Origin of the sequence: Vogesella sp., from assembly GCF_046297735.1 — a bacterium.
In the GTDB taxonomy this organism is placed as follows: Bacteria; Pseudomonadota; Gammaproteobacteria; order Burkholderiales; family Chromobacteriaceae; genus Vogesella; species Vogesella urethralis.
In genome coordinates this window covers 1-21633 of record NZ_JBKBHK010000004.1, presented here as the reverse complement: position 1 = coordinate 21633, position 21633 = coordinate 1, and the positions used below count along the sequence as shown (strand labels likewise).

The 21633-nt window shown below is 63.9% G+C and carries 16 protein-coding genes and 1 tRNA gene; 9 read left to right on the top strand and 8 right to left on the bottom strand.

Annotation, left to right across the window (positions count from 1 at the left end; translation table 11 throughout):
* The first annotated feature begins 683 nt into the window (after positions 1–683).
* On the top strand, positions 684–1169 hold the full coding sequence (locus ACK4FZ_RS06200; RefSeq protein WP_409818925.1) for an Lrp/AsnC family transcriptional regulator: 486 nt from the start codon (positions 684–686) through the stop codon (positions 1167–1169).
* A 139-nt stretch (positions 1170–1308) separates the two neighbouring features.
* Here ACK4FZ_RS06200 and ACK4FZ_RS06195 read toward each other — a convergent pair whose 3' ends face one another.
* From ACK4FZ_RS06195 to ACK4FZ_RS06180, 4 genes are all read right to left on the bottom strand, one after another.
* Positions 1309–2160, bottom strand: a complete 852-nt coding sequence (locus tag ACK4FZ_RS06195; protein ID WP_409818923.1) for a 23S rRNA (adenine(2030)-N(6))-methyltransferase RlmJ — start codon at positions 2158–2160, stop codon at positions 1309–1311.
* 99 nt (positions 2161–2259) lie between these two features.
* The gene (locus ACK4FZ_RS06190; RefSeq protein WP_409818921.1) at positions 2260–3387 is read right to left on the bottom strand and encodes a hypothetical protein; all 1128 of its coding nucleotides are present in this window, start codon (positions 3385–3387) and stop codon (positions 2260–2262) included.
* Between the two features lie 10 nt (positions 3388–3397).
* Positions 3398–6241 carry an ATP-binding protein gene (locus tag ACK4FZ_RS06185; protein WP_409818919.1) on the bottom strand — a complete coding sequence of 948 codons (2844 nt, stop codon included), beginning with the start codon at positions 6239–6241 and terminating at the stop codon, positions 3398–3400.
* Positions 6242–6432: 191 nt separating this feature from the next.
* Positions 6433–8595 (bottom strand): malate synthase G, encoded by a 2163-nt coding sequence (locus ACK4FZ_RS06180; protein ID WP_409818916.1) that lies wholly within the window; start codon positions 8593–8595, stop codon positions 6433–6435.
* A 132-nt stretch (positions 8596–8727) separates the two neighbouring features.
* On the opposite strand from ACK4FZ_RS06180, the gene ACK4FZ_RS06175 reads away from it, so the two are divergent.
* Complete coding sequence (locus tag ACK4FZ_RS06175) at positions 8728–9624, top strand: LysR family transcriptional regulator (protein ID WP_144371361.1); 897 nt, start codon at positions 8728–8730, stop codon at positions 9622–9624.
* A gap of 130 nt (positions 9625–9754) precedes the next feature.
* Positions 9755–9839, top strand: a tRNA-Tyr gene (locus tag ACK4FZ_RS06170).
* A gap of 135 nt (positions 9840–9974) precedes the next feature.
* Here the strand turns inward: ACK4FZ_RS06170 and corA are convergent.
* Positions 9975–10946, bottom strand: coding sequence for a magnesium/cobalt transporter CorA (gene corA, locus ACK4FZ_RS06165; protein ID WP_409818914.1), 972 nt, complete (start codon positions 10944–10946; stop codon positions 9975–9977).
* A 156-nt stretch (positions 10947–11102) separates the two neighbouring features.
* Positions 11103–12488, bottom strand: coding sequence for a PLP-dependent aminotransferase family protein (locus tag ACK4FZ_RS06160; protein ID WP_409818911.1), 1386 nt, complete (start codon positions 12486–12488; stop codon positions 11103–11105).
* A 127-nt stretch (positions 12489–12615) separates the two neighbouring features.
* Between ACK4FZ_RS06160 and ACK4FZ_RS06155 the strand changes: the two genes are divergently transcribed.
* The 4 genes from ACK4FZ_RS06155 to ACK4FZ_RS06140 all read left to right on the top strand — a co-directional run bounded on the left by ACK4FZ_RS06155 (position 12616) and on the right by ACK4FZ_RS06140 (position 17415).
* Positions 12616–13377 carry a transporter substrate-binding domain-containing protein gene (locus ACK4FZ_RS06155; RefSeq protein WP_409818907.1) on the top strand — a complete coding sequence of 254 codons (762 nt, stop codon included), beginning with the start codon at positions 12616–12618 and terminating at the stop codon, positions 13375–13377.
* Positions 13378–13434: 57 nt separating this feature from the next.
* Positions 13435–14520, top strand: coding sequence for a succinylglutamate desuccinylase/aspartoacylase family protein (locus ACK4FZ_RS06150; RefSeq protein WP_409818905.1), 1086 nt, complete (start codon positions 13435–13437; stop codon positions 14518–14520).
* A gap of 71 nt (positions 14521–14591) precedes the next feature.
* Entirely contained in the window at positions 14592–16343 is a 1752-nt protein-coding gene (locus ACK4FZ_RS06145) for an ABC transporter transmembrane domain-containing protein (RefSeq protein WP_409818903.1), read from the top strand.
* 61 nt (positions 16344–16404) lie between these two features.
* Complete coding sequence (locus tag ACK4FZ_RS06140; RefSeq protein WP_409818901.1) at positions 16405–17415, top strand: nucleoid-associated protein; 1011 nt, start codon at positions 16405–16407, stop codon at positions 17413–17415.
* An 82-nt stretch (positions 17416–17497) separates the two neighbouring features.
* On the opposite strand, the gene ACK4FZ_RS06135 is transcribed toward ACK4FZ_RS06140, so the two are convergent.
* Both ACK4FZ_RS06135 and ACK4FZ_RS06130 read right to left on the bottom strand, forming a co-directional pair.
* Positions 17498–18130: a transcriptional regulator gene (locus ACK4FZ_RS06135; RefSeq protein WP_409818899.1), complete on the bottom strand. Its 633-nt coding sequence runs from the start codon at positions 18128–18130 to the stop codon at positions 17498–17500.
* Between the two features lie 80 nt (positions 18131–18210).
* Positions 18211–19179 (bottom strand): ornithine cyclodeaminase family protein, encoded by a 969-nt coding sequence (locus ACK4FZ_RS06130; protein WP_409818895.1) that lies wholly within the window; start codon positions 19177–19179, stop codon positions 18211–18213.
* A 169-nt stretch (positions 19180–19348) separates the two neighbouring features.
* On the opposite strand from ACK4FZ_RS06130, the gene ACK4FZ_RS06125 reads away from it, so the two are divergent.
* Both ACK4FZ_RS06125 and ACK4FZ_RS06120 read left to right on the top strand, forming a co-directional pair.
* Positions 19349–20131 (top strand): transporter substrate-binding domain-containing protein, encoded by a 783-nt coding sequence (locus ACK4FZ_RS06125; protein ID WP_409818892.1) that lies wholly within the window; start codon positions 19349–19351, stop codon positions 20129–20131.
* 114 nt (positions 20132–20245) lie between these two features.
* Positions 20246–21487, top strand: a complete 1242-nt coding sequence (locus ACK4FZ_RS06120; RefSeq protein WP_409818890.1) for an NAD(P)/FAD-dependent oxidoreductase — start codon at positions 20246–20248, stop codon at positions 21485–21487.
* The last annotated feature ends 146 nt before the right edge of the window (positions 21488–21633 follow it).

Genomic DNA, 21633 nt, shown 5'->3' with positions numbered 1-21633 from the left:
TATTGTGTCCGCGATGCGGACGCTGTTTACATGCCGGTTCCGTCCGGCAAACGGGAAAGGGGGCGGATTGCCGCCCCCTTTTCATTCCCCCGCAACCCGGGGCTGCTCGAAACCCCGTTCAAAATGGTACGCCCCAGGCGCCGCCGAACTCGCATCGCTGAGCAAATCAAAGATTTGCACGCAGATCGCTAACGGCTCGGGGCTCAAACAAATCGGCGTCTTAAAACCTAGGGCATACCATTTTGCCCGGCTCGCGCCAACGGGATGGGGCGCTTCACTCACGCTCTACCAATTGATGGCCAGGTACATTCGACGAACTGACTAGCATTAGCCCTTCGGGGCGGCCTTTTGCATGGGTGCGTTTACGCAAACACTTGCGGCCAACCCCGCAAGGTTGGCCGCAAGTGTCCGGCCCGTGCCGGCGTGGTCTTTGTCCCGGGTGCTCTGGCGCCCTTAGTTTTGTGTGCACCTGTCGCCTGATGCCCCGGTCGGGCGGTTGGCGTGCAGTACAGCCCGTGGCGTGAGTGGCCGGCGGTGGGCAGTGCCGCGATGGCAGCGCTGTCTGTGTGGCAGTACGGATACTGTATCGCGCCAAGGCGCGAAGGTGCTTTCTATCGTTCAGCACTTTTGCGTTGATTGCGGTAGATTGTTCCTTGTTTATAAAAATTGTCGGAATGATCTTCATGAATAATGATCAGGCAGACCAGACTGTCGCCCTTAGCGCGCAAGACCGAAAGATCCTGCGCGAGCTGCAGCGCAACGCGCGCTTGTCCAACGCCGAGCTGGCCGAGCGGGTAGGGATGTCGCCCACCGCGTGCTGGAACCACACCCGGCAGTTGGAAAAAGACGGTTACATCCAGGGTTACGTGGCGCTGATCGACCAGAAGCGCATGGGCTTGCGCGATACCGTGCTGATCGAGGTTACGCTGAACGCGCACGAGGATGACACGCTGGCGCGCTTTGGCGAAGCGCTGGCAGCGCTGCCCGAGGTGCTGGAGGCGCACTTGGTGTCCGGCGAATACGACTACCTGATCAAGGTGGCCGTCGATGGCACCGCCGGTTACGAGCGCTTTCTGCGCGAGAAGCTGTACAAGATTTCCGGCATCCGCCACAGCCGTTCGCACTTCACGCTGCGCTGCATGAAGTCGGTGCCGTCGGTGCAGGTGTAGGCCGGACGTGACTGCGGCCAACCTGGCGCGTGGCAAGGTTGGCCGCAAGATGGGTGGCATGGTTGGCGGGCGTGGCTTAGGGCCTGTTAACACCACCGCCTGACAAGCGCCGCCGCATCAAAAATAGCGTTAACGGGCCCTAGTTCTCCCGGTATTCCAGGCTGTGCCAGGCGCCGTCATCCAGCGCCAGCGCCTTGCTCAGCCACGGCAAGGTTTCTTGCAGCGTGGCGTGTAGCGTCCACGGCGGATTGACGATGAACATGCCGCTGCCGTGCATGCCGAAGCCATCCTTGGACGGCGTGCGTACCGTCAGCGTGGCGTCCAGCCAGCTGTGGCAGGGCAGCTTTTTCAGGTCTTGCACCATTTCTTTGACTTCTGCGCGCTGCAACAACGGGTACCAGATGGCGTAGGTGCCGGTGGCAAAACGCTTCAGTGCTTCTTTCATCGCCTTCACTGCGTGCTGGTAATCGGCTTTGTCTTCGTACGGCGGGTCGATCAGCGTCAGCGCGCGCCGCGGCGGCGGCGGCAGCAGCGATTTGATGGCTTCAAAGCCGTTGGCGCGTTCGATGCGCACGCGGCGGCCGGCGTCGGCAAAGCAATCCTGCAGCAGCTGGTGGTCGCTGGGGTGCAGCTCGAACAGGCGCAGTTTTTCGCTGCCGGCCATGGCTTCGGCGGCAAACCACGGCGAGCCCGGGTAGTAGCGCAGCGCGCCGTCGGCGTCGCTATTGATGGCGGCAACCACTTCCAGGTAGCGCTGCACCGCGGCGGGGGCGTCATCGCGCTGCCACAGGCGGGCTACGCCTTCCACGTACTCGGCGGTTTTGGTGGCGTAGCCTTCGGTCAGGCTGTAGGCGCCGGCGCCGGCGTGGGTGTCGATGTACCAGAACGGTTTGGCCTTCTGGCCGAGGTAGTCGATGATCTGCACCTGGATCAGGTGCTTGAGCACGTCGGCGTGGTTGCCGGCGTGAAAGGCGTGGCGGTAGCTGAGCATGAAAAAAGCCGTAAGACAGGGTTGGCCGCCATTGTAGCGCATCCCTGTCGCCGGCTGCGACCGGCCCGGCGCCGCTGGGGGCTGCCGGGCCGGCGTGGCTTACGATTTCTTGCTGCGTTTCAGCGTGGCCGGGGTGCAGTTTTGCACGGCGGTGGCGTAGCTGGTGTTCTTGATCGAGGTGTAGTAAAGGCGGCAGGCTTGTACTTCGTTTTGCCAGGTCTGCTGGCAGCTGCTCATGGTGGCTTTGCCGTCGGCGGCCGGGTTCTTGCCCATGGCGGCTTGCCAGCACGACACGGTCAGGTCCTGGCGCATGATGCTGATGCCCTGGCTGTCGCTGCCGGCATTCCAGATCAGGCTGGGGTGGTTGCCTACCGCTACCGGTACTTTCTGGTTATTGCCCAGGTCCAGCGTGAACTGGTCGCCTACTTTCAGCGTGCCCAGCTTGAACTGCTTGGCCAGCCACTGGCGCGCCGGGCTGCCCAGCACCACCATCGGTCGCGGCTGGGTCGTGCCGGGTTTGGGGGCGGTCCAGCGTTGCATCAGTGCCAGCGTGTACGGGGTGAAGGTGTCGTAGACGCCATCCAGCTTGCTGCCGTCGTTGGCCGGGGCGGCAATAGGGGCGATGTCGTCGATGGTCTGGTACAGCGCATTCTGGCGCACGTCCACACCGTTAAAGCCCAGCAGGTTGCCCCAGCGGATGGTGGTGGCGGCGCTGAGGTAATCCTGGGTGTCGTTCAGCACGGTATCGGGCGGGAAATGCAGCAATTGCACGGTGGCATGGTTGCGCATGGCCATGCCCAGCGTCAGGAAGAAACGCCAGTCGGCTTGCCACAGCGGCGTCTGCTTCAGCTCTTCGGCTTTGGCGTAGCCGATGTCGGCCACGTCCAGATAGCCTTGCACCACGTCGCGGTAGTCGTCCGGCGCCGGGTACTTGTTGGCGTCAGGGTGGGCCGGGTCGGTATCGCGCACCAGTTCGGCAATCAGGCGGTCGTCACGGCGGAAGACGCGTACCGGCGAGGTGTAGCCGTCGCGGCTGACGCTCTGGCCCAGCCAGTGTTCCACCGTTTGCTCCAGCGAGTTGGCCGGGGCCGGGCAGTTGTAGCTGCAGTTGGGGTAGGAGAACAGTTTGCCTACGCGGTCGGCGCTGCCAAGGTCGATTTCCAGGTTGGCCGCAAAGGCGGCCTGGCTCAGTAACAGGCTGCAGGTAAGCAGCAGGCGGGTTGTCATGGCGAGGGTCTCACTCAGCGTTATTGCGGTGGTTAAAGCGTTGCGCCAACTGTTGCTGCACGTGGTCCAGTTCGCTGGCCAGCGCCTCTACCAGCTGCGGTGGCGTGCTACCTTCTTTGGCGGCCGTATCCAGCTGTTTTGCTAGTTGCTGTAACGGTGCTTGCCGGATGTAATGACCAACCGATTTCAGGTTGTGGGCAATCAGCTGTACCGCCTCGATATTGCCCTGCAGGCTTGCCAGGCGCAGCTGGCTGGCGTCGTCGGCGTGATGCAGCAGAAACTTTTGCAGCAGGTTGTCCAGCTGGCTTTCTGTCAGGTTTAGCCCGTTTTGCGATGCGGGCGTTTGGTCAGGCGGGTTTGGGCTGTCTTCCGGGCTGCGGGCCGGCGTAGTGGTGGGCATGTAGCGGCACAGTAGCTGGTAAAGCTGTTCCGGGGTGTAGGGTTTGCTCAGGTGTTCGTCCATGCCGGCTTCCAGTGCTTCCTGGCGGGCCGCGTCGAAGGCGTGGGCGGTGACGGCAATAATGGGCAGCGTAGTCAAGCCATGGGCGCGGATCTGGCGCGAGGCCTCCAGGCCATCCATCACTGGCATGTGTACGTCCATCAGGATGGCGTCAAACAGGCCATGCAGTGCCATTTCTACCGCTTGCTGGCCGTTCTCGGCACAGATGACGGTGGCGCCGGCTTCTTCCAGTAGCTCGCTGGCGATCTGGCGGTTGATTGCGTTGTCTTCTGCCAGCAGGATCTGACGGCCGCGCAGGCAGCCAGGCTGTGCCGGCTGATCATGGGGAGGCCTGTCGTGGCTGCGGGTGTCTGCTTCGTGCTGTAGCGCCTTGCGCAGTTTCTCGGAAGAGAGCGGCTTGCTGAGTAATGGTACCGGCGTATTGCCGCTGGCGGCACTTTGGCTGTAGTGCGGCTCTATCAGCAGGATGTCCGGCGTGCGACCCGGCACCAGTCGCTGCAGGTTGGCCAGATGGCTATCCAGCGGTGTGCCATCGGGAAGCTCGGCGATAAGGATAGCTGGCGGGATGTCACCTTGCTGATACAGCATAGCGCGGGCAGTGCCGATGCCGTTGGCACTGATGACCTGCATGCCCAGCGCTTGCAGGGTGCGGCCAACGCTGTCGCGGATACCGTCGTGACGATGGATAAGCAAGAGCGTATCGGGCTTGTCCACTGGCGCAATACTGCTGCCGCTTTCATAGGGCAGGTGGATGGCAAAGCTGAAGCAGCTGCCCTGGCCAGGTGTGCTGCTGGCTTCAATGCGCCCGCCCATGGCGCTGACCAGTTGTTGGCAGATGGCCAGCCCGAGGCCGGTGCCGCCGTAGCGACGGGTAATCGACTCGTCTGCCTGGGTAAACGGCTGGAACAGCCGCGCCAGATGGGTTTCGTCGATACCGATGCCGCTGTCACTGACGGCAAACTGCAGTTTGACCAAGGCTTCGTCGTCGGCATCGCTTGGCAGACGCTGGATGCTGAGGCAGACCTCGCCGCGCTCGGTAAACTTCACCGCATTATTGAGCAGGTTCAGTAATACCTGCCCCAGGCGTACGGTATCGCCGCTGAGCACACGCGGTACGTTGGGTGCGATATCCAGCACTAGCTCCAGTTGCTTGTCGTCCAGCTGGGTACGCAGCTGGTCGCACAGCGTGTCGATGAAATGGTCCAGCTTGAAGGCGCGCTGTTCCAGCTGCAGGGTGCCGATTTCAGAACGCGAAAAGTCCAGAATATCGTTGATGATCACCAGCAGCGAGTTGCCAGCATGGTGGATTTTCTGCAGATAGTCGCGCTCGCGTGCATTCTTGTTATGCTGCAGCGCCAGGTTGGACAGGCCAATGATGGCGTTCATCGGGGTGCGGATCTCGTGGCTCATGCGCGCCAGAAAACCGGACTTGGCGCGGTTCGCGTCTTCGGCATGACGTACTGCTTGTTGCAGTTCGCCCACCCAGGTGCGCACAAAGCGATAACCCAGCGAGGCCATTGCCAGGAACAGAATGGATAGCACCAGATAGACCGACGACGACGAGGCCGTGATCAGCTCGGTAGCGTGCTGCCAGCCAGCCACAGTATTTAGCCCGGTACTGGTGCTGATGGCTTGGTGGCTCAGCCAGAAAGACAGTGCGATGTACATGTAGACACCGATAACGACCATGCTGGCGGTCAGCAGCATCCAGCGCAGGCTGGTATGCGGGCTGTCGGCCAGCTGGAACAGGTTACGGTTGCGCCAGCTGCCCAGCGGGTCGGCCACGATGGCCAGAATGGGCGCGGTAATGAACAGCATCTGCAGCAGGTTGCCCAGCCACCAGCCCTGCCACAGGGCAAAAGCCTCCCCTGACGCAATATTGTTGGTGTAAATCCAGATGAAAGCGCCACTGGCGCTGAACACGCTGCTGAAAAAGGCCAGCAGGCCGTAAAACAGCAGCGAATCCATGCTGCGCAGGTTCAGCGGTACCGATAGTGCCCGGTAGGCAATGGTGAAAACGCTCAAGCCCAGCGGGTTGGCCAGGGCAAACAGTGCCGCCCAGCCGGGGTGCAGCCCGGCGTATACCGATAGCACGAAAGTGGACAGGTAGGCGGGTATCACACCCCATGCCAAGCCGAACAGCAGCGTCCATAGCAGGCAGATGGTCAGCGGCGGGTAGGCCGACACGTAAAACGACACGCCGCCAAAGTTCATCGGCATGCCGGACCACTGAAAAATTACCGCGCCCAAGCCCAGTGCCACGCAGGCTGCAATCGACAGCAGCCAGCTGCCGATGAGCATATTGCGTGGCATGGGGGGGCAGAGGCGGAGTCGGCGTAGGGAAACCGGCCGGTAGCTGCCGCTTTCCATGATGCGCTTGCTTTGAATATCCACGCGATCATCCTATCAGGGAGGAGTTTGCTGTTGTTGCTAGCATTTTGGCATAGATATACGGCCTCTGTGTGCAAGGTTTGCACTGAATTCAATAAAAAAGCGACGCAAATCATGCGTCGCTCGGGTTTTGCCACGGTCAGCTGTCGGCTTTAAATAAATGCCGACGGCTATATAAAGCAATTGCTACACAATTACTGTGCCTTGGCCACCAGACGCCAGGCGTGCAGTAGCGGCTCGGTGTAACCGGACGGCTGGGCGCAACCCTTGAATACCAGGTCGCACGCGGCCTTGAACGCTACCGAGCTGTCGAAACGGCCGGCCATGTTCTGGTAAGCCGCGTCGCCGGCATTCTGCTGGTCTACCACGGCGGCCATGCGTTGCAGCGTTTCGGTAACCTGGGCTTCGGTCACAATGCCGTGGCGCAGCCAGTTGGCAATGTGCTGGCTGGAGATGCGCAGCGTGGCGCGGTCTTCCATCAGGCCCACGTTATGGATGTCCGGTACCTTGGAGCAGCCCACGCCCTGGTCGATCCAGCGCACCACGTAGCCCAGAATGCCCTGCGCGTTGTTGTCCAGTTCCTGCTGGATGTCGGCGGCGCTCCAGTTGGGGGTGGCCGCCACCGGGATGGTGAGCAGCGCGTCCTGCAGGTCTTCGGCCGGCTGCGCTTCCATGCCTTTCTGCACGTCTTGCACATTCACCTGATGGTAGTGCAGCGCGTGCAGCACGGCGGCGGTAGGGGACGGTACCCAGGCGGTGTTGGCGCCGGCTTTCGGGTGGCCGATCTTCTGCTTCAGCATTTCGGCCATCAGGTCCGGCATCGCCCACATGCCCTTGCCGATCTGGGCGCGGCCACGCAGGCCGCTGGCCAGACCTACCTGCACGTTATTGCGCTCGTAAGCCTGGATCCAGCTGCTGGTTTTCATGTCACCCTTGCGGATCATCGGGCCGGCTTCCATCGAGGTATGCATCTCGTCGCCGGTACGGTCCAGGAAGCCGGTGTTGATGAAGGCCACACGGTGGCGGGCGGCGGCAATGCAGGCGGCCAGGTTGACGCTGGTGCGGCGCTCTTCGTCCATGATGCCCAGCTTCACCGTGTATTGCGGCAGGCCCAGCAGGCTTTCCACCGCGCCGAACAGTGTATTGGCGAATGCCACCTCGTCCGGGCCGTGCATTTTCGGCTTCACGATGTAGATGGAGCCAGTACGCGAGTTGCCACGACGTTGCTGGTCGTGCAGCGCGATCAGCGTGGTCACCACGGCGTCCATGATGCCTTCCGGAATCTCGCGGCCTTCGCCGTCCAGAATGGCCGGGTTGCTCATCAGGTGGCCCACGTTACGGATGAACAGCAGGCTGCGGCCGTGCAGGGTCAGGCTGCCACCGGCGGCGGCGGTGTACTGGCGGTCGGCGTTCATGCGGCGGGTAAAGGTCTTGCCGCCCTTGGCCACTTCTTCGGTGAGCGTGCCCAGCATCAGGCCCAGCCAGTTGCGGTACACCACCACCTTGTCGTCGGCGTCCACGGCGGCAACCGAGTCTTCGCAGTCCATGATGGTGCTGATGGCGGCTTCCATCACGATGTCTTTCACGCCGGCGCCGTCTTGGGCGCCGATGGCGCTTTGCTTGTCGATCTGGATCTCGAAGTGCAGGCCGTTGTTTTTCAGCAGTACCGCGGTGGGGGCGGCGGCGTCGCCGGCGTAGCCGATAAACTGCGCCGGCTGCTTCAGGCCGCTGCTGCTACCGTTTTGCAGTACCACCTCCAGCTGGCCGTTTGCCACGCGGTAGGCGGCAGCGTCGCTGTGCGAGCCGCTTTCCAGCGCGGCAGCCTGGTCCAGGAAGGCGCGGCCGAAGGCGATGACCTTGGCGCCGCGCACCGGGTTGTAGCCGCCGGCACGGGTGGCGCCGTCGTCTTCGCTGATGGCGTCGGTGCCGTACAGCGCGTCGTACAGGCTGCCCCAGCGCGCGTTGGCCGCGTTCAGCGCGTAGCGGGCGTTCATCACCGGCACCACCAGTTGTGGGCCGGCTTGTTCGGCCAGCTCGGTATCGATACGGCTGGTATCGATGCGGCTATCGGCCGGCAGCGGTTTCAGGTAGCCGATGCCGGACAGGAAGGCCTTGTAGGCGGCCATATCGGCAATCGGGCCCGGGTGCTGGCGGTGCCAGGCGTCGATCTCGCTTTGCAGGCGGTCGCGCTCGGCCAGCAGGGCGCGGTTTTGCGGGGCCAGTTCGTGTACCAGTGCGTCAAAGCCTTGCCAGAATGCATCGCTGGCAATGCCGGTACCGGGCAGGGCTTCCTGCTCGATGAAGTCGTGAAGGTTGGCCGCAACGGCGAGGCGATGCTTCTGGATGCGTGCAGTCATGGAAGGCTCTCTTTGTCGTGTTGCGCGGCTGCGCATGGGTTTGGAATAAGTATCGATGGGCTCAGTGTAGCCATGTTGCTGCGCTGCGCAAAGCGCTAAAATGCCATAACATTTTTTACTTTTGGTGCCGTAATGGACGTGTTCAAGCAGCTGGAAACCTTTGTTTCAGTGGTGAATCTGGGCAGTCTGTCGGCGGCGGCGCGGCAGGAAGACGTGGTGCCGGCCATCATCGGCCGCCGGCTGGACGCGCTGGAGCACCGTCTGGGCGTCAAGCTGCTGGTACGCACCACGCGCAGCATTTCGCTGACGCAGGAGGGCAACGCTTTTTATGAGGACTGCCAGCGCATCCTGGGCGAGCTGTCGGAAGCCGAGTCGGCGGTGGCCAGCGGCAGCGCCCGCGCCCGCGGCCATTTGCGGCTGTCGGCACCAGCCGGCTTTGGCCGCCGCCATGTGGCGCCGCACGTGGCCAGCTTTTTGCGGCTGCACCCCGATATCCGCATCACGCTGGACCTGTCCGACCGGCTGACCGACCTGGTGCGCGACCGCATCGACTGTGCGATCCGTATTTCCGATTTGTCTGACTCCACGCTGATCGCGGTGCGGCTGGCAGAAAACCGCCGCGTGGTGGTGGCGGCGCCGGCGTACCTGGCGCGGCGTGGCACGCCGAAGACACTGGCCGACCTGGAGCAGCACGATTGCCTGTCGCTGGGTGAAAGCCAGAGCCGCGGCTGGACCTTCAAAGTAGGCGGCGAGCTGGTGAACCTGAAAGTGCGCGGCGCGCTGGAGTGTAACGACGGCGCCGTGCTGCACGATTGGGCCTTGCAGGGGCTGGGGCTGACCTGGCGCTCGATGTGGGAAGTGAAAGACGACATCACCGATGGCCGCCTGGTGACGGTGCTGGACCGTTTTTCGTCGCCGGATTACCCGGTTTATGCGGTGGTGGCGCAAAGAAAATACCTGCCGGGGCGGGTGCGCTTGTTCATCGAACACCTGAAAACCGTGTACGCCACGCCGGGGTATTGGGATTGATAGCGCCGTTTGTGGTGTGCAAGTTTTTGAAAAATAGCGTTTTTTTGAAAATGAATTAGAAAATTGCATTAATTCTACAAAAAACGCTTGACGCTAAGGGCAGTTGGGAGCATACTTCGTTTCCTGATGTGGCGGGATTCCCGAGCGGTCAAAGGGAGCAGATTGTAAATCTGCCGGCTCTGCCTTCGAAGGTTCGAATCCTTCTCCCGCCACCACAGATTCAGAAAAGCCCGTGTCGAAAGACGCGGGCTTTTCGCATTGTGCGATTGCTTTGCCTGGCAAGTTGGCCGCAGATGCGGTGCAGCCATGCCCGGGCAGGGCGCAGCGTGGCCGCCCTGCCAAAGTGGCCGCTACAGCCAGCCCGACTTTTTGAAGCGCCACCACAGGATGGCGTCCAGCACCAGCATGATCAGCAGCGTCACCGGGTAGCCGTCTACCGATTTCAGCTCCGGCATGTGCTCGAAGTTCATGCCGTAGATACCGGCGATCATGGTGGGCACGGCAAACAGCGCGGCCCAGGCGGCCAACTTCTTGCTGACGCTGGAGTCGTCCAGCGAGATCATCGCCAGGTTCACCTGGATGGCGGTGGACAGCATGTCGCGTTGCGACTCCAGGTTGCGGATGATGCGCGCCAGGTGGTCGTCCACGTCGCGGTAGTAATCCTGCAGCCCGCCGCACACGCGGGGCACGCGGCCGCCGTGCAGGCGGGCAGTGGCTTCGTGTAGTGGCACCAGCGCGTGGCTCACCAGAACCAGTTTGCGCTTCAGCGCGTACAGGTCTTCGATGTTTTGCCGCGCCGAACCATTGCGTGAGAACAGCCGGTCTTCCAGTGCCTCCAGCTCGTCTTCCAGCTGGTGCATTACCGAAAAATAGCGGTCCACCACCGCGTCCATCAGCGCATAGAACACAAAGCCGGCGCCGTGCTGCAGCAGGTGCGGTTCTTTCTCGCAGCGGTCGCGCACGTTCTGGAAGCCCTTGCGCGTGCCGTTGCGGATCGACAGCACGTAGTTGGCGCCCACGAACACGTCCACCTCGCCTTCGCTGAGCGTGCCTTCGTCGTCCAGTTGCAGGGTTTTCATCACGCAGAACAGCATGTCGCCGTACTCGTCCAGTTTGGGGCGCTGGTGGCCGTGTTGCGCGTCTTCTACCGCCAGTTCGTGCAAGCCGAACTGCTCACCCAGTGCCGTAATTTCGCTGGGTAGCGGGTCTTTCAGTGCTACCCAGACAAAACAGTCCGGTCGCAGCAGGGTGTCGTGGATGTCGGCGACAGCGATGTCGCCCAGTTTCTGGCCGTTCTGGTAGGCCACGCAGTTGATCAGCATGAGGGTCAGTCCGGAGCGAGGCGTGCGGCGCCGGCCAGTATGGGCCGCACGGTTGGAAACAGGGGAAAGGGCCGGGGCAATCGCGCTGGCTACCAGTAGACACTATCGAATTTTGCTCAGCCTCGCGCGAGTTTATTGTGGGTGCTGAATCTATTGTTATGCCAGCGCGGCGGCCTGTGCCAGAAATGCAAACAGCGGTGGCTGGCAGTGGGCGATATTGCAGCGTAGCCAGGGTAGCGGCGTGCGGCTGGGGCTGAACAATACGCCGGGTGCCAGCAGCAGCCCGTGTGGCAGCGCGGCTTCGGTTAGCCGGATGGCATCCAGCTGCTCGGGTAGCCGCACCCACAGGAACAGGCTGTTGCCGGGCGGGGCGAACACCTGCCAGCCCAAGCCGGCAAAACCGTCGCGGGCGGCCAGGTTGGCCGCCAGCAGGCGCTGTTGCAGCTTGTGCAGCCGGCGGCGGTAACTGCTGTCGCGCAGCATGCCCAGTGCCAGCTGTTCGTTCAGCAAAGAAGAGCTGAGGCCGCACACCATCTTGTGGTTGACCAGTGCGTCGATCACGCTGTCCGATGCCAGCACGAAACCCACTCGCAGGGACGGGGCCAGGTGTTTGGACACGCTGCCGATGTAGACGACGCGCTCGGTGCCACCCAGCGCTTGCAGCGGGCCGGGGCCGTGGTTGACCAGCGCGGCAGAAACGTCGTCCTCCACGATCCAGCAGGCATGCTGCTCGGCCAATTGCAGTACGCGGTGGGCAGTGGCGTAGTCGTAGCTGGCACCGGTGGGGTTGTGCAGGCGCGGGTTGGTAAAAAACACGCGTGGCTGGTGTTGCTGCATCAGGCTGGCCAGCTGGGCGGTGTCGGGGCCGTGCTCGGTCCACGGTACGCCCACCACGCGGGCGCCAGCCATGTGCAACAGGGTGATCAGGTTGCAATAACCGGGGTCATCCACCAGTACGCAATCCCCCGCTTCTACCAGCACGCGGATGGCCAGCTGCAGCGCCTGGCTGGCGCCTTCTGTCAGTAGCAGGTTGTCCAGGCTGGCGGGCAGGCCGCTTTCCTGTAGTTGTGCGGCCAACCATTGTCGTAAGGGTGTGCAGCCCATCGACTCGCCATAGGCGGTGGGGGGCGTGCCACGCCCCAGCGCGCGCAGGCTGCGCGCCAGGCTTTCGTGGTCGTACCAGTCGTCCGGCAACCAGCCACTGCCTGGCTGACGGTCGCTGTCGGCCGGGTTGAAACGGTTGTCGATCAGCCAGAACGCGTCGGCGGTTTTCTGCGGCTGTCTGGGGGGCGCCGGTTGCCGGCCGGCAGCCGGGGTGACAAAAAAGCCCTCGCCCCGGCGCGCCTGTAGTACGCCTTCGGCCACTAGCCGGTCGTAGGCTTCCACCACGGTAAAGGTGCTGACGCCGTGCCCGGCCGCCAACTGGCGGATGGAGGGCAGCTTTTCGCCGGGCTTGAGCTGGCCGTGGCGGATGGCGCTGCGTACGGCGGCGATGATGCGGTCGGTGAGGGAGCCGTGATGTTGATCCAGTTGCAGAGGCATGGCGCGTGTCGCTGTGAAGGCGGGACGACCTGTACAGTCAGGCCGAAACAACCCGGGGCTGTACATGTTAGCCGCTTTGGCTGGCACGTACAGTGGTGGCGTCTGCATCGAGACACCAGGAGAAAACATGAAAACCCGCTTGCTTGCCGGCAGCTTGCTGCTGATTGCCGCCTCGGCATACGCCGACACTACTTTGCGTGTCGTGACCGAAGGTACTTTTCCGCCGTATAGCATGGTACGTGCCGATGGCGCCCTTACCGGTTTTGACGTTGAGATTGCCCAGGCACTGTGTCAGGAAATGAAGATCAAGTGCCAGGTGGTGGCCAATGAGTTCGACGGCATCATTCCGGGCCTGATTGCCAAGAAGTTCGATCTGGCCGTGGCGTCGATGGCCATTACCGAGGAGCGCAAGAAAGCGGTGGCGTTCAGCGACAAGTACCAGGGCGGCTATACCACCTTCGTCGGTCGCGCCGGGCAGAAGCTGGATGGTTCGCCGCAAAGCATGAAAGGGCGCCATATCGGCGTACAGCAGGGCACCATCCAGGCCAATTATGCTCGTGCCGTGTATGCGCCGGCCGGGGCCAGACTGAAAACTTACAGCACGGTGGAAAACGCCTTTCTGGATGTGGCCAGCGGGCGGCTGGACGCCCTGATGGTGGAAGTAGGCAGTGCCTACGAACTGAAGAAAAGCCCCAAGGGCAAGCAGATGGAGATGTTCGGCCCGCGCATGAATGACCCGAAATACTTCGGCACCGGCTCCGGCATCGCCATGCGCAAGGACGACACCGTGCTACTGGGCAGGGTGAATGCGGCGCTCAAGACCATTCTTGCCAACGGCACGTACAAGAAGATCAACGACAAGTACTTCGACTACAACCAGTACGACTGATATGTCTTATCCGGCACGCCGGCCACCACCGCGTGCCATCCTTGCACGGAACCCTTCATGATCTGCCAACAACACGACCTGCCCGGCCTGGTGCCGGGTACCCGACATACCTTCAATAGCTATCACTTCGGCCAGGATGGCGGCGGCCCGCATGTCTACCTGCAGGCTGGCCTGCATGCCGACGAGTTGCCCGGCGTGCTGCTGCTGCACCGTTTGCGCCGCGAGCTGACAGTGCTGGAGCAGGCCGGGCGTGTGGCTGGCCGCATCACGCTGGTGCCGATGTGCAACCCGCTGGGGATGGCGCAGCATTGGCAGGGGCAGCATCACGGCCGCTTCGAGAGTGATAGCGGAGAGAACTTCAACCGCCACTACCCCGACCTCAGCGAGCGCGCCGCGCAGTTGTGCCGGGAAGGGCAGCTGCCCCCCCGTGCCGCCTTGCGCCAGGCACTGGCCGAGCTGCCGCAACGCACCGCGCTGGATGGGCTGCGACATGCGCTGACCGACATGGCGCTGCAGGCCGACATGGTGCTGGACGTACATTGCGATAGCGAGGCGGTGTTGCACCTGTACGGCAATCACCGCCACGCGGCCGAGGCGGCCGTGCTGGCCGGCTTCATGCAGGCAGGCGCCACCTTGCTGTGCGACGAGGCTGGCGGCATGTCGTTCGATGACGCTGTGGTGCAGAACTGGCTGCGGCTGGAGCGCCAGCTGGCGCAGCCCTTGCCGGTGCCGTTTGCCGTGACGCTGGAGTTGCGCGGCGTAGCCGATGTAGACGACAGCTTGGCCGCAAGGGACAGCGACAGCCTGCTGGCCTGGCTGATGGCGCAAGGTGTGCTGACCGGCGAGCCGCTGCCCGCACCGCTGCCACCCAATCCGCCCACACCGCTGGAAGGTGTCGCCTGCATCGTGGCGCCGCATGGCGGGGTAGTGGTGTATCAGGTACCTGTCGGGCGGCAGGTGCAAGCCGGTACCCGCCTTGCCTACCTGCTCGATCCGCTCAGCGGCGAGCGCACGCCGCTAGTGGCCAGTCACGACGGTTACTATTACGCTCGGGTGGCCGGGCGGCTGGTTTGCGCTGGCGCCGAGGTGGCCTATATCGCTACCCCGCACGCCCTGCGCCAGGGCCAGTTATTGTCGGCTTGAGCGGGCAGGGGCTTGAATTGCAGGCACGGCGGGGCCATCTGCCTGTTTTGCCCTGAAGAGCGGAGCCTGTGGTGAGTACGCCGACACTGTTGCAGAAATTCCTGCCGCTGGGGGGCTTGCTGCCTTTCCTGCGGCCTTATCGCGGCCGCATGTGGCTAGCCGGCCTGGCGCTGTTGCTGGCGGCGGGGGCCACCTTGCTGCTGCCGGTGGCGTTCCGTTACCTGATTGATCACGCCTTTGTGCAGCAGGCGGCGGTGGATCGTTACTTCCTGTTGCTGTTCGGCCTGGCCGCCGCGCTGGCGCTGTTTACCGCGCTGCGTTTTTATCTGGTGTCGTGGCTGGGCGAGCGCGTTACCGCCGACCTGCGCAACGCGGTGTACCGCCACGTCATCGCCATGAGCCCGCAGTATTTCGAGACCTTGCAAACCGGCGAGGTGCTGTCGCGGTTGACCACCGATACCACGCTGGTGCAGACCGTGGTGGGCACCAGCCTGTCGATGGGCCTGCGCAACCTGTTGCTTATGCTGGGCGGCCTGGTGATGCTGACAGTGACCAGCCCCAGCCTCACCGGCTACATCCTGCTGACGCTATTGCTGGTGATCGTGCCGATCCTGGTCTATGGCCGCCGCGTGCGGGCGCTGTCGCGTGCCAGCCAGGACCGCATTGCCGATTCCAGTGCGCTGGCCGGCGAAAAGCTGAACGCGGCGCAGACGGTGCAGGCTTTTGCCCAGGAAGGTGCCGAAGTGGCGCGCTTCGAGGCCTCGGTGGCGCATAGTTTCGACACCGCGCTGGCACGCATCGGCGCCCGCAGCCAGCTTACCGCCTTGGTGATCCTGCTGGTGTTTGCCGCCATCGTGTTCGTGCTGTGGCTGGGCGCGCACGCGGTGCTGGCCGGGCAGATGAGCAGCGGCCAGCTGGCGCAGTTCATCCTGTACGCGGTGGTGACCGCCGGTGCCATCGGCGCCGTGGCCGAGGTGTGGGGCGACCTGCAACGCGCGGCCGGCGCCACCGAGCGGCTGCTGGCCTTGCTGGCGCAACGCTCGCCGGTGCAGCCGCCGGCGCAGCCCTTGCCGCTGCCGGCCAGTGGTGACGGGCTGCGGCTGCAGGATGTCGGCTTTGCCTACCCGTCGCGCCCCGAGCAGCCGTCGCTGCAGGGGCTGAACCTGCACGTACGCCCGGGCGAGCACGTGGCGCTGGTGGGGCCGTCCGGCGCTGGCAAGACCACGCTGTTCCAGCTGCTGCTGCGCTTTTACGACCCGCAAGTTGGCCGCATCCAGCTGAACGGCGTGGCCATCGACCAGCTGGACCCGGCGGCCCTGCGCCGCCATATCGGCATCGTGCTGCAAGACACGGTGATCTTTGCCAGCAGCGCGCTGGAAAACATCCGTTACGGCCGCCCGGAGGCCAGCGACGACGAGGTGATCGCCGCCGCCCGCGCGGCCGCCGCGCACGACTTCATTACCCAGCTGCCCGATGGTTACCACAGCTTTCTGGGCGAGCGCGGCGTGCGCTTGTCCGGCGGCCAGCGCCAGCGCATTGCCATTGCCCGCGCCATCCTGAAGAACCCGCCCATCCTGCTGCTGGACGAAGCCACCAGCGCGCTGGACGCCGAGTCGGAGCAGCTGGTGCAGCAGGCGCTGGAGCAGGCCGCCGCCGGCCGCACCACGCTGGTGATCGCCCACCGACTGGCTACTGTGCGCCAGGCAGACCGCATTATCGTGCTGGACGGCGGCCGCATCGTGGCCGAAGGCCGTCACGAACAGCTGCTGCAGACCTCGCCGCTATACGCCAGGTTGGCCGCATTGCAGTTTGGCCAGGCGTAGGGCCTGGCGGCCGGATGTGCGATAATCGCCACCCGTTTTTCAGCCCTTAACAGGAAGCATCATGCAGATAACCGAAGCCCGCGTAGAACGTCTGGTGGTACACCGTGTCGGCAACCCGGCCCGCAGCGAGCCCTTGCAGCTGTCCGGCAAGGCCACCCAGGTGGACGAGGGTGTGTCGGCGCTGATCCTGGACGGCTACCTGAAGGGCATTGTCTCCGACAAGAAAAAGTACCAGTTCTATCACGAGAGCGACCTCAACCTGAACGAGCTGTACCACTACAGCCGCCAGTTCTTCCGTGGCGAGGCCGACCTGCTGGAGGTGTCGCAGCGCATCGCCAAGCACTTGTACGCCCGCTCGCAGCACCCCAACATCATGGCCGGCGACCTGCTGGTGATCCTGTTTTCCGGCCTGAGCGACGGCGACCGCGAAGTGCGCGCGTTGGGCCTCTTTAAGGCTGAAATCCAGGAAGACTTCCTCACCATCGTGGAAAGCGGCGAGGTGTTCGACATCAGCCACGCCAGCGGCATCAACCCGCGCCTGATCGACAAGGGCGCGTTGCTGCTGGAGCACGGCCCGCTGCTGTACGCGGTGGACCGCCAGGGCAACGAGGCCAAGTTCTGGCTGGACGACTTCCTGCAAGCGATGCGGGTGCCGGATACCAGCACCAGCAGCAAGGTGGTGGCCGAGGTGCTGGAGCAGATCTCGGAAGAAATCGAGGACCCGCAAGAGCAGGTGCGCTTCAAGGACGAAGTGATGAACCTGTGCAAGACCGAGCCGGAGTTGTCGCCACGGCAGATGGGCAGCATGGCCGAACGCTACGTGGGCTCGGAAGAGGTTGGCCGCCTGTTCGATAACGCCGCCGAAAGCTACGGCTTTTCGCTGGAAAGCGACGCGCCGCTGCCGGCGCAGTCGGTGGCCAAGCGGCTGGAAAAGAGCTGGAGCAAGGTCGGCATCGGCCACGGCGTCAGCCTGCTGCTGCCTTCCGACCTCAGCCTGCAGAACGTACGCAGCGTGAAGGGCGAAAACGGCGAACTCACGCTGACGCTGTTCTTGCAGCAGAAGGAAGACTGAGCGCTAGCCGTTCAGACGAACAAAGGCCCACCGCATGCGGTGGGCTTTTGGCTATTTGCGGCCAACCTTGGGGCCTTGCTGCTCAGCTTTCTTTCAGCTCTTTCAGGTACTTGTACACGGTGGCGCGCCCCAGCCCCAGTACGTTGGCGATGTAGTGGGTAGCGCTTTTGCCCTGGAACGCCCCTTCGGCGAACAGCGCAGCCACCAGCTCGCGGCGCTGGTCGCGCGTCAGGCCGTTCAGCGCCAGCTGGCGCTGCTGCAGCCAGCCGTGCATGAAGGTGTTGATGCGTTCCTGCCAGTCGTCGCGGAACAGCTCGGCTGGCTGTTCTACCAGCCCGGCGCCTTTGAGCAGCATGCCCAGCATGCCGTGCATGTCTTCGAACACCGCGATGTTGAAGTTGATGCACATCACGCCCAGTGCTTGCCCGCCATCGTCGAACAGCACGCTGCTGACGCAGCGCATGCGGCGGCCGTCCCAGTTCAGCTTTTCGTAGGGGCCGACAAAGCGGTCGGCAATGGTGCGTTCGATGTCTTCCAGCCCGGATGCATCGCCAATTTCACGCCGCGACAGGTTGTTGGCCAGGTAGCGCACGCGCTGCTCGGCCAAGTCGTGGATGACGACTTCGGCATACGGAAAAAACAGCTTGGCAATGCTGTCGGCAAGGTGGGCGTAGCGGGACAGCAGTAGGTCGGTAGCGTGGGCGGCTTGGCTCATGGGGGCGGGTTCCGGGCAGAGACGGCATAGTGCCGCAGCGCGGGGTTGGCCACAAGCGCGGCCAACCTTTTATCGAGGCGCTAGCCGGCCTGCTGTACGCGTTGCAGCAGGGCGTGGGCGATGGCGATGTCTTGCAAGCCCATGCCGATGGAGCGGAAGAATACGTGGCGCCGGTAGTCGGGGCGCGGGCAGCGTTCGCTTACCAGTTCGGCCAGGTCGCCACGGATGGCGTCGGCCTGCCACTGGTGGTCGCGGGCGGCCAATACCATTTCGCCGGCACGGCTGGGGGTGCTGGCGCGGTGGTCGCAGTACACGTCCAGCTGTGGCAGCTGGGCCGGGGCGATCTCGTGCGCCTGGGCCACGTTGGTGCTGATCGAGGTAATCAGCGCCGGGCGGCGCAGCGCCGCCACGTCCAGTACCGGGCTGCCGGAAGACGTGCACAGCATCACCACGTCGGCGTCGGCGGCGGCGTCTTCGGCCGAGGTGGCCAGTTCGATGCGGTTATCGATGGCCAGCAAGGTGTCCAGCAAGGCGCGGTCGGCGGCAAGGCCCGGCGCAAACACGCGGATGCGCGTCCACGGCCGCAGCGCCAGCACATGGCGCAGGTGGGCCTGGCCAACGGCGCCGCAGCCGATCAGCGCCAGTTGCCGGCTGTCCGGGCGCGCCAGCAGCTCTACCGCCAGCGCGGTGGTGCCGGCGGTGCGCTCCACGGTGAGCAGGCTGGCGTCACAGAACAGTAGCGGCTGGCCGGTCTGCATCGAAAACAGGCTGGTCCAGGCGGTGACCAGCGGTTTGCCGCCGGTCACGATGTAGGGCGATAGCTTGGCGCCGAACAGTTGCTGGCTGGCCAGCACGCCCTGGTAAGTGATGACGTCGCCGGCGTCGCCCGGAAACAGGGTAAGCGTTTGCGCCGGCTGCACCGCCTGGCCCTGGCCCAGTGCGGTAAACAGCTGCAGCAGTACCTGGCGTACCGGCAGTAGCGGCAGGTGCGGGCGGATGGCGTCGGCGTTGAGGATGAGCGGGGCGGCGTGATGGTCTATGGCTTGCATGGTGTCTCTGTGTGTCGGGTCACGATGGCCACAGCTTAGCGATGAAGAAAAAAATTGTCCACGATGGAAATTTTATCTATTCTTGCCGGCAAGCGGTCATCACGAGCCGCCACCCGCAGTCGACACGCTGTCGATGCGCCATCACCGGATCAGGCCAGGAGAAACCATCATGAGCAAAACCCGCACTGCCAGCCGTTACCTGCTTCCCCTTCTTGCCGTGCTCGCGGCCCCGGCGCTGGCCGGCGGCCAGGTCATCCGCATGGGGCTGGAACCGTTTTACGCCCCGTTTGAAAGCAAGCAGGCCGACGGCAAGCTGGTCGGCTTCGATATCGACATCGGCAACGCTATCTGCGAACGCATGACTGCCAAGTGCAGCTACGTGGAAACCTCGTTCGAGGGACTGATCCCGGGGCTGAAGGCACGCAAGTTCGACGTGATTAACTCGGCGATGAACATCACCGCCAAGCGCCGCGAATCCATCGACTTCACCGTGCCGATCTACATCGTGCCCATCCAGATGGTGGCGCGCCGCGACAGCAAACTACTACCCACCGTGGCTGCGCTGAAGGGCAAGACCGTCGGCGTGCTACAGGGCGCCACCCAGGAAGACTTCGTGCGCAAACACTGGGAGCGTGAAGGCGTGAAGGTGGTGGCCTACCGTGACCAGAGCCAGATCTACCTGGACCTGGCTGCCGGCCGCCTGGATGCCTCGGTACAGGAAGGGCAGAATGCGCAGGAAGGCTTCCTCGACAAGCCGCAGGGCAAGGCCTTCGAGTTCAAGGGCAAGGTGCTGAGCGACTTTGCCACGCTGGGCGAGGGCACCGGTTTCGGCGTACGCAAGGGCGACCCGCTGAAGGCCGAGCTGGACAAAGCCATTGCCGCGCTGAAGCAGGACGGCACCCTCAGTCGCCTGTCGCAGAAGTACTTCAAGCGCGACATCATCGCCAAATAAGTTATCCGGACCCGCCCGGCCATCGGATGGGCAGCGGTGTGCCAGGGTTGGCCGCCGCCAGGTCATGACCGCCGCAGCCAACCCTGGCGCGGCAGCAGGAAGGCAACACGCAGCATGGATGCAGATGTAATCGTACTGGGCGCCGGCATGGTCGGTGTATCGGCCGCCTTGGCCTTGCAGCAACGTGGCCGTCAGGTGTGGCTGCTGGACCGCCGCGCGCCTGGCGAGGAAACCAGCCACGGCAACGCCGGCTTGCTGGAACGGGCGGCGGTCATTCCGTATGGCTTTCCGCGCCAGCTGTCGTCGGTATTGCGGCTGGCGGCCAACCGCTCGCCCGATGTGCGCTACCACCCGGCCACGCTGCCGTCCTACGCCGGCTGGCTGTGGCAGTACTGGCGCGAGTCGGCCCCGGCCCGCTTGGCCGCCACCGGCCGCGCCATGCTGCCGCTGCTGGAAGCCTGCCTGCCCGAGCACGATGCCTGGATTCGCGCCGCCGGCGTTACCGAGTTGCGCCGCAGCGAGGGCCTGCTGGAGGCGTGGCGCAGCGAGGCCGGCTTTGCCGCCGAGGCGGCTAACGCGCAGCGCATTGCGCACGATTATGGCCTGGGCTTGACGGTGCTGGACGCGGCGGCGCTACGCCAGACCGAACCGGGGCTGGGGCAGGGCTTCAGCGGTGCCATCCACTGGCACGACCCGCACAGCATCCGCGACCCCGGCGCCCTGGTGCGCGGCTATGCGGCCTACTTCCAGACCTTGGGCGGGGTAGTCAAGCAATGTGCGGTGCAGGCGCTACGCCAGCATGGCAAAGGCTGGCAGGTGATCACCGACGCTGGCGTACTGCAGACGCGCGAGGTAGTGTTGGCGCTGGGGCCATGGTCGGACGACGTGTTCACGCCGCTGGGTTACCGTATTCCGTTGCAGGTGAAGCGTGGCTACCACATGCACTATCGCGCCAGCGGCCCCGGTTTGCAGCGGACTGTGGTGGACATGGAAAACAGTTTTCTGGTGGCGCCGATGGCGCGTGGCCTGCGGCTGGCTACCGGCGTGGAGCTGGCGCGCCGCGACGCGCCGCCCACGCCCAATCAGCTGGCGCAAGCCGAAGCGCTGGCACAGGGGCTGTTTCCGCTGGGCGAGCGCGTGGATGCCGAACCGTGGGTAGGCTGCCGGCCGTGCCTGCCGGACATGCGCCCGGTAATCGGCGCCGCGCCGCGTCACCCCGGCTTGTGGTTCTGCTTTGGCCACAGCCATCTGGGGCTGACGCTGGGGCCGGTGTCGGGGCGCCTGCTGGCCGAGATGATGCTAGGCGAAAAGCCGTTTACCGACCCTGCACCGTACTCGCCGGCGCGCTTTGCCTGAGGGTGGTTTAGGTACAGGTTTGGCAGGTGTGGTGTGGTGGGAGTATTGGCACAGGGACCGTCGGCGGGATAACGCGGGATGATGTGGGAAGAACCTAGACGTGGCGAGGATTTGCGGGCCGCCTGGGTTCGACAGTTCAAAATCAC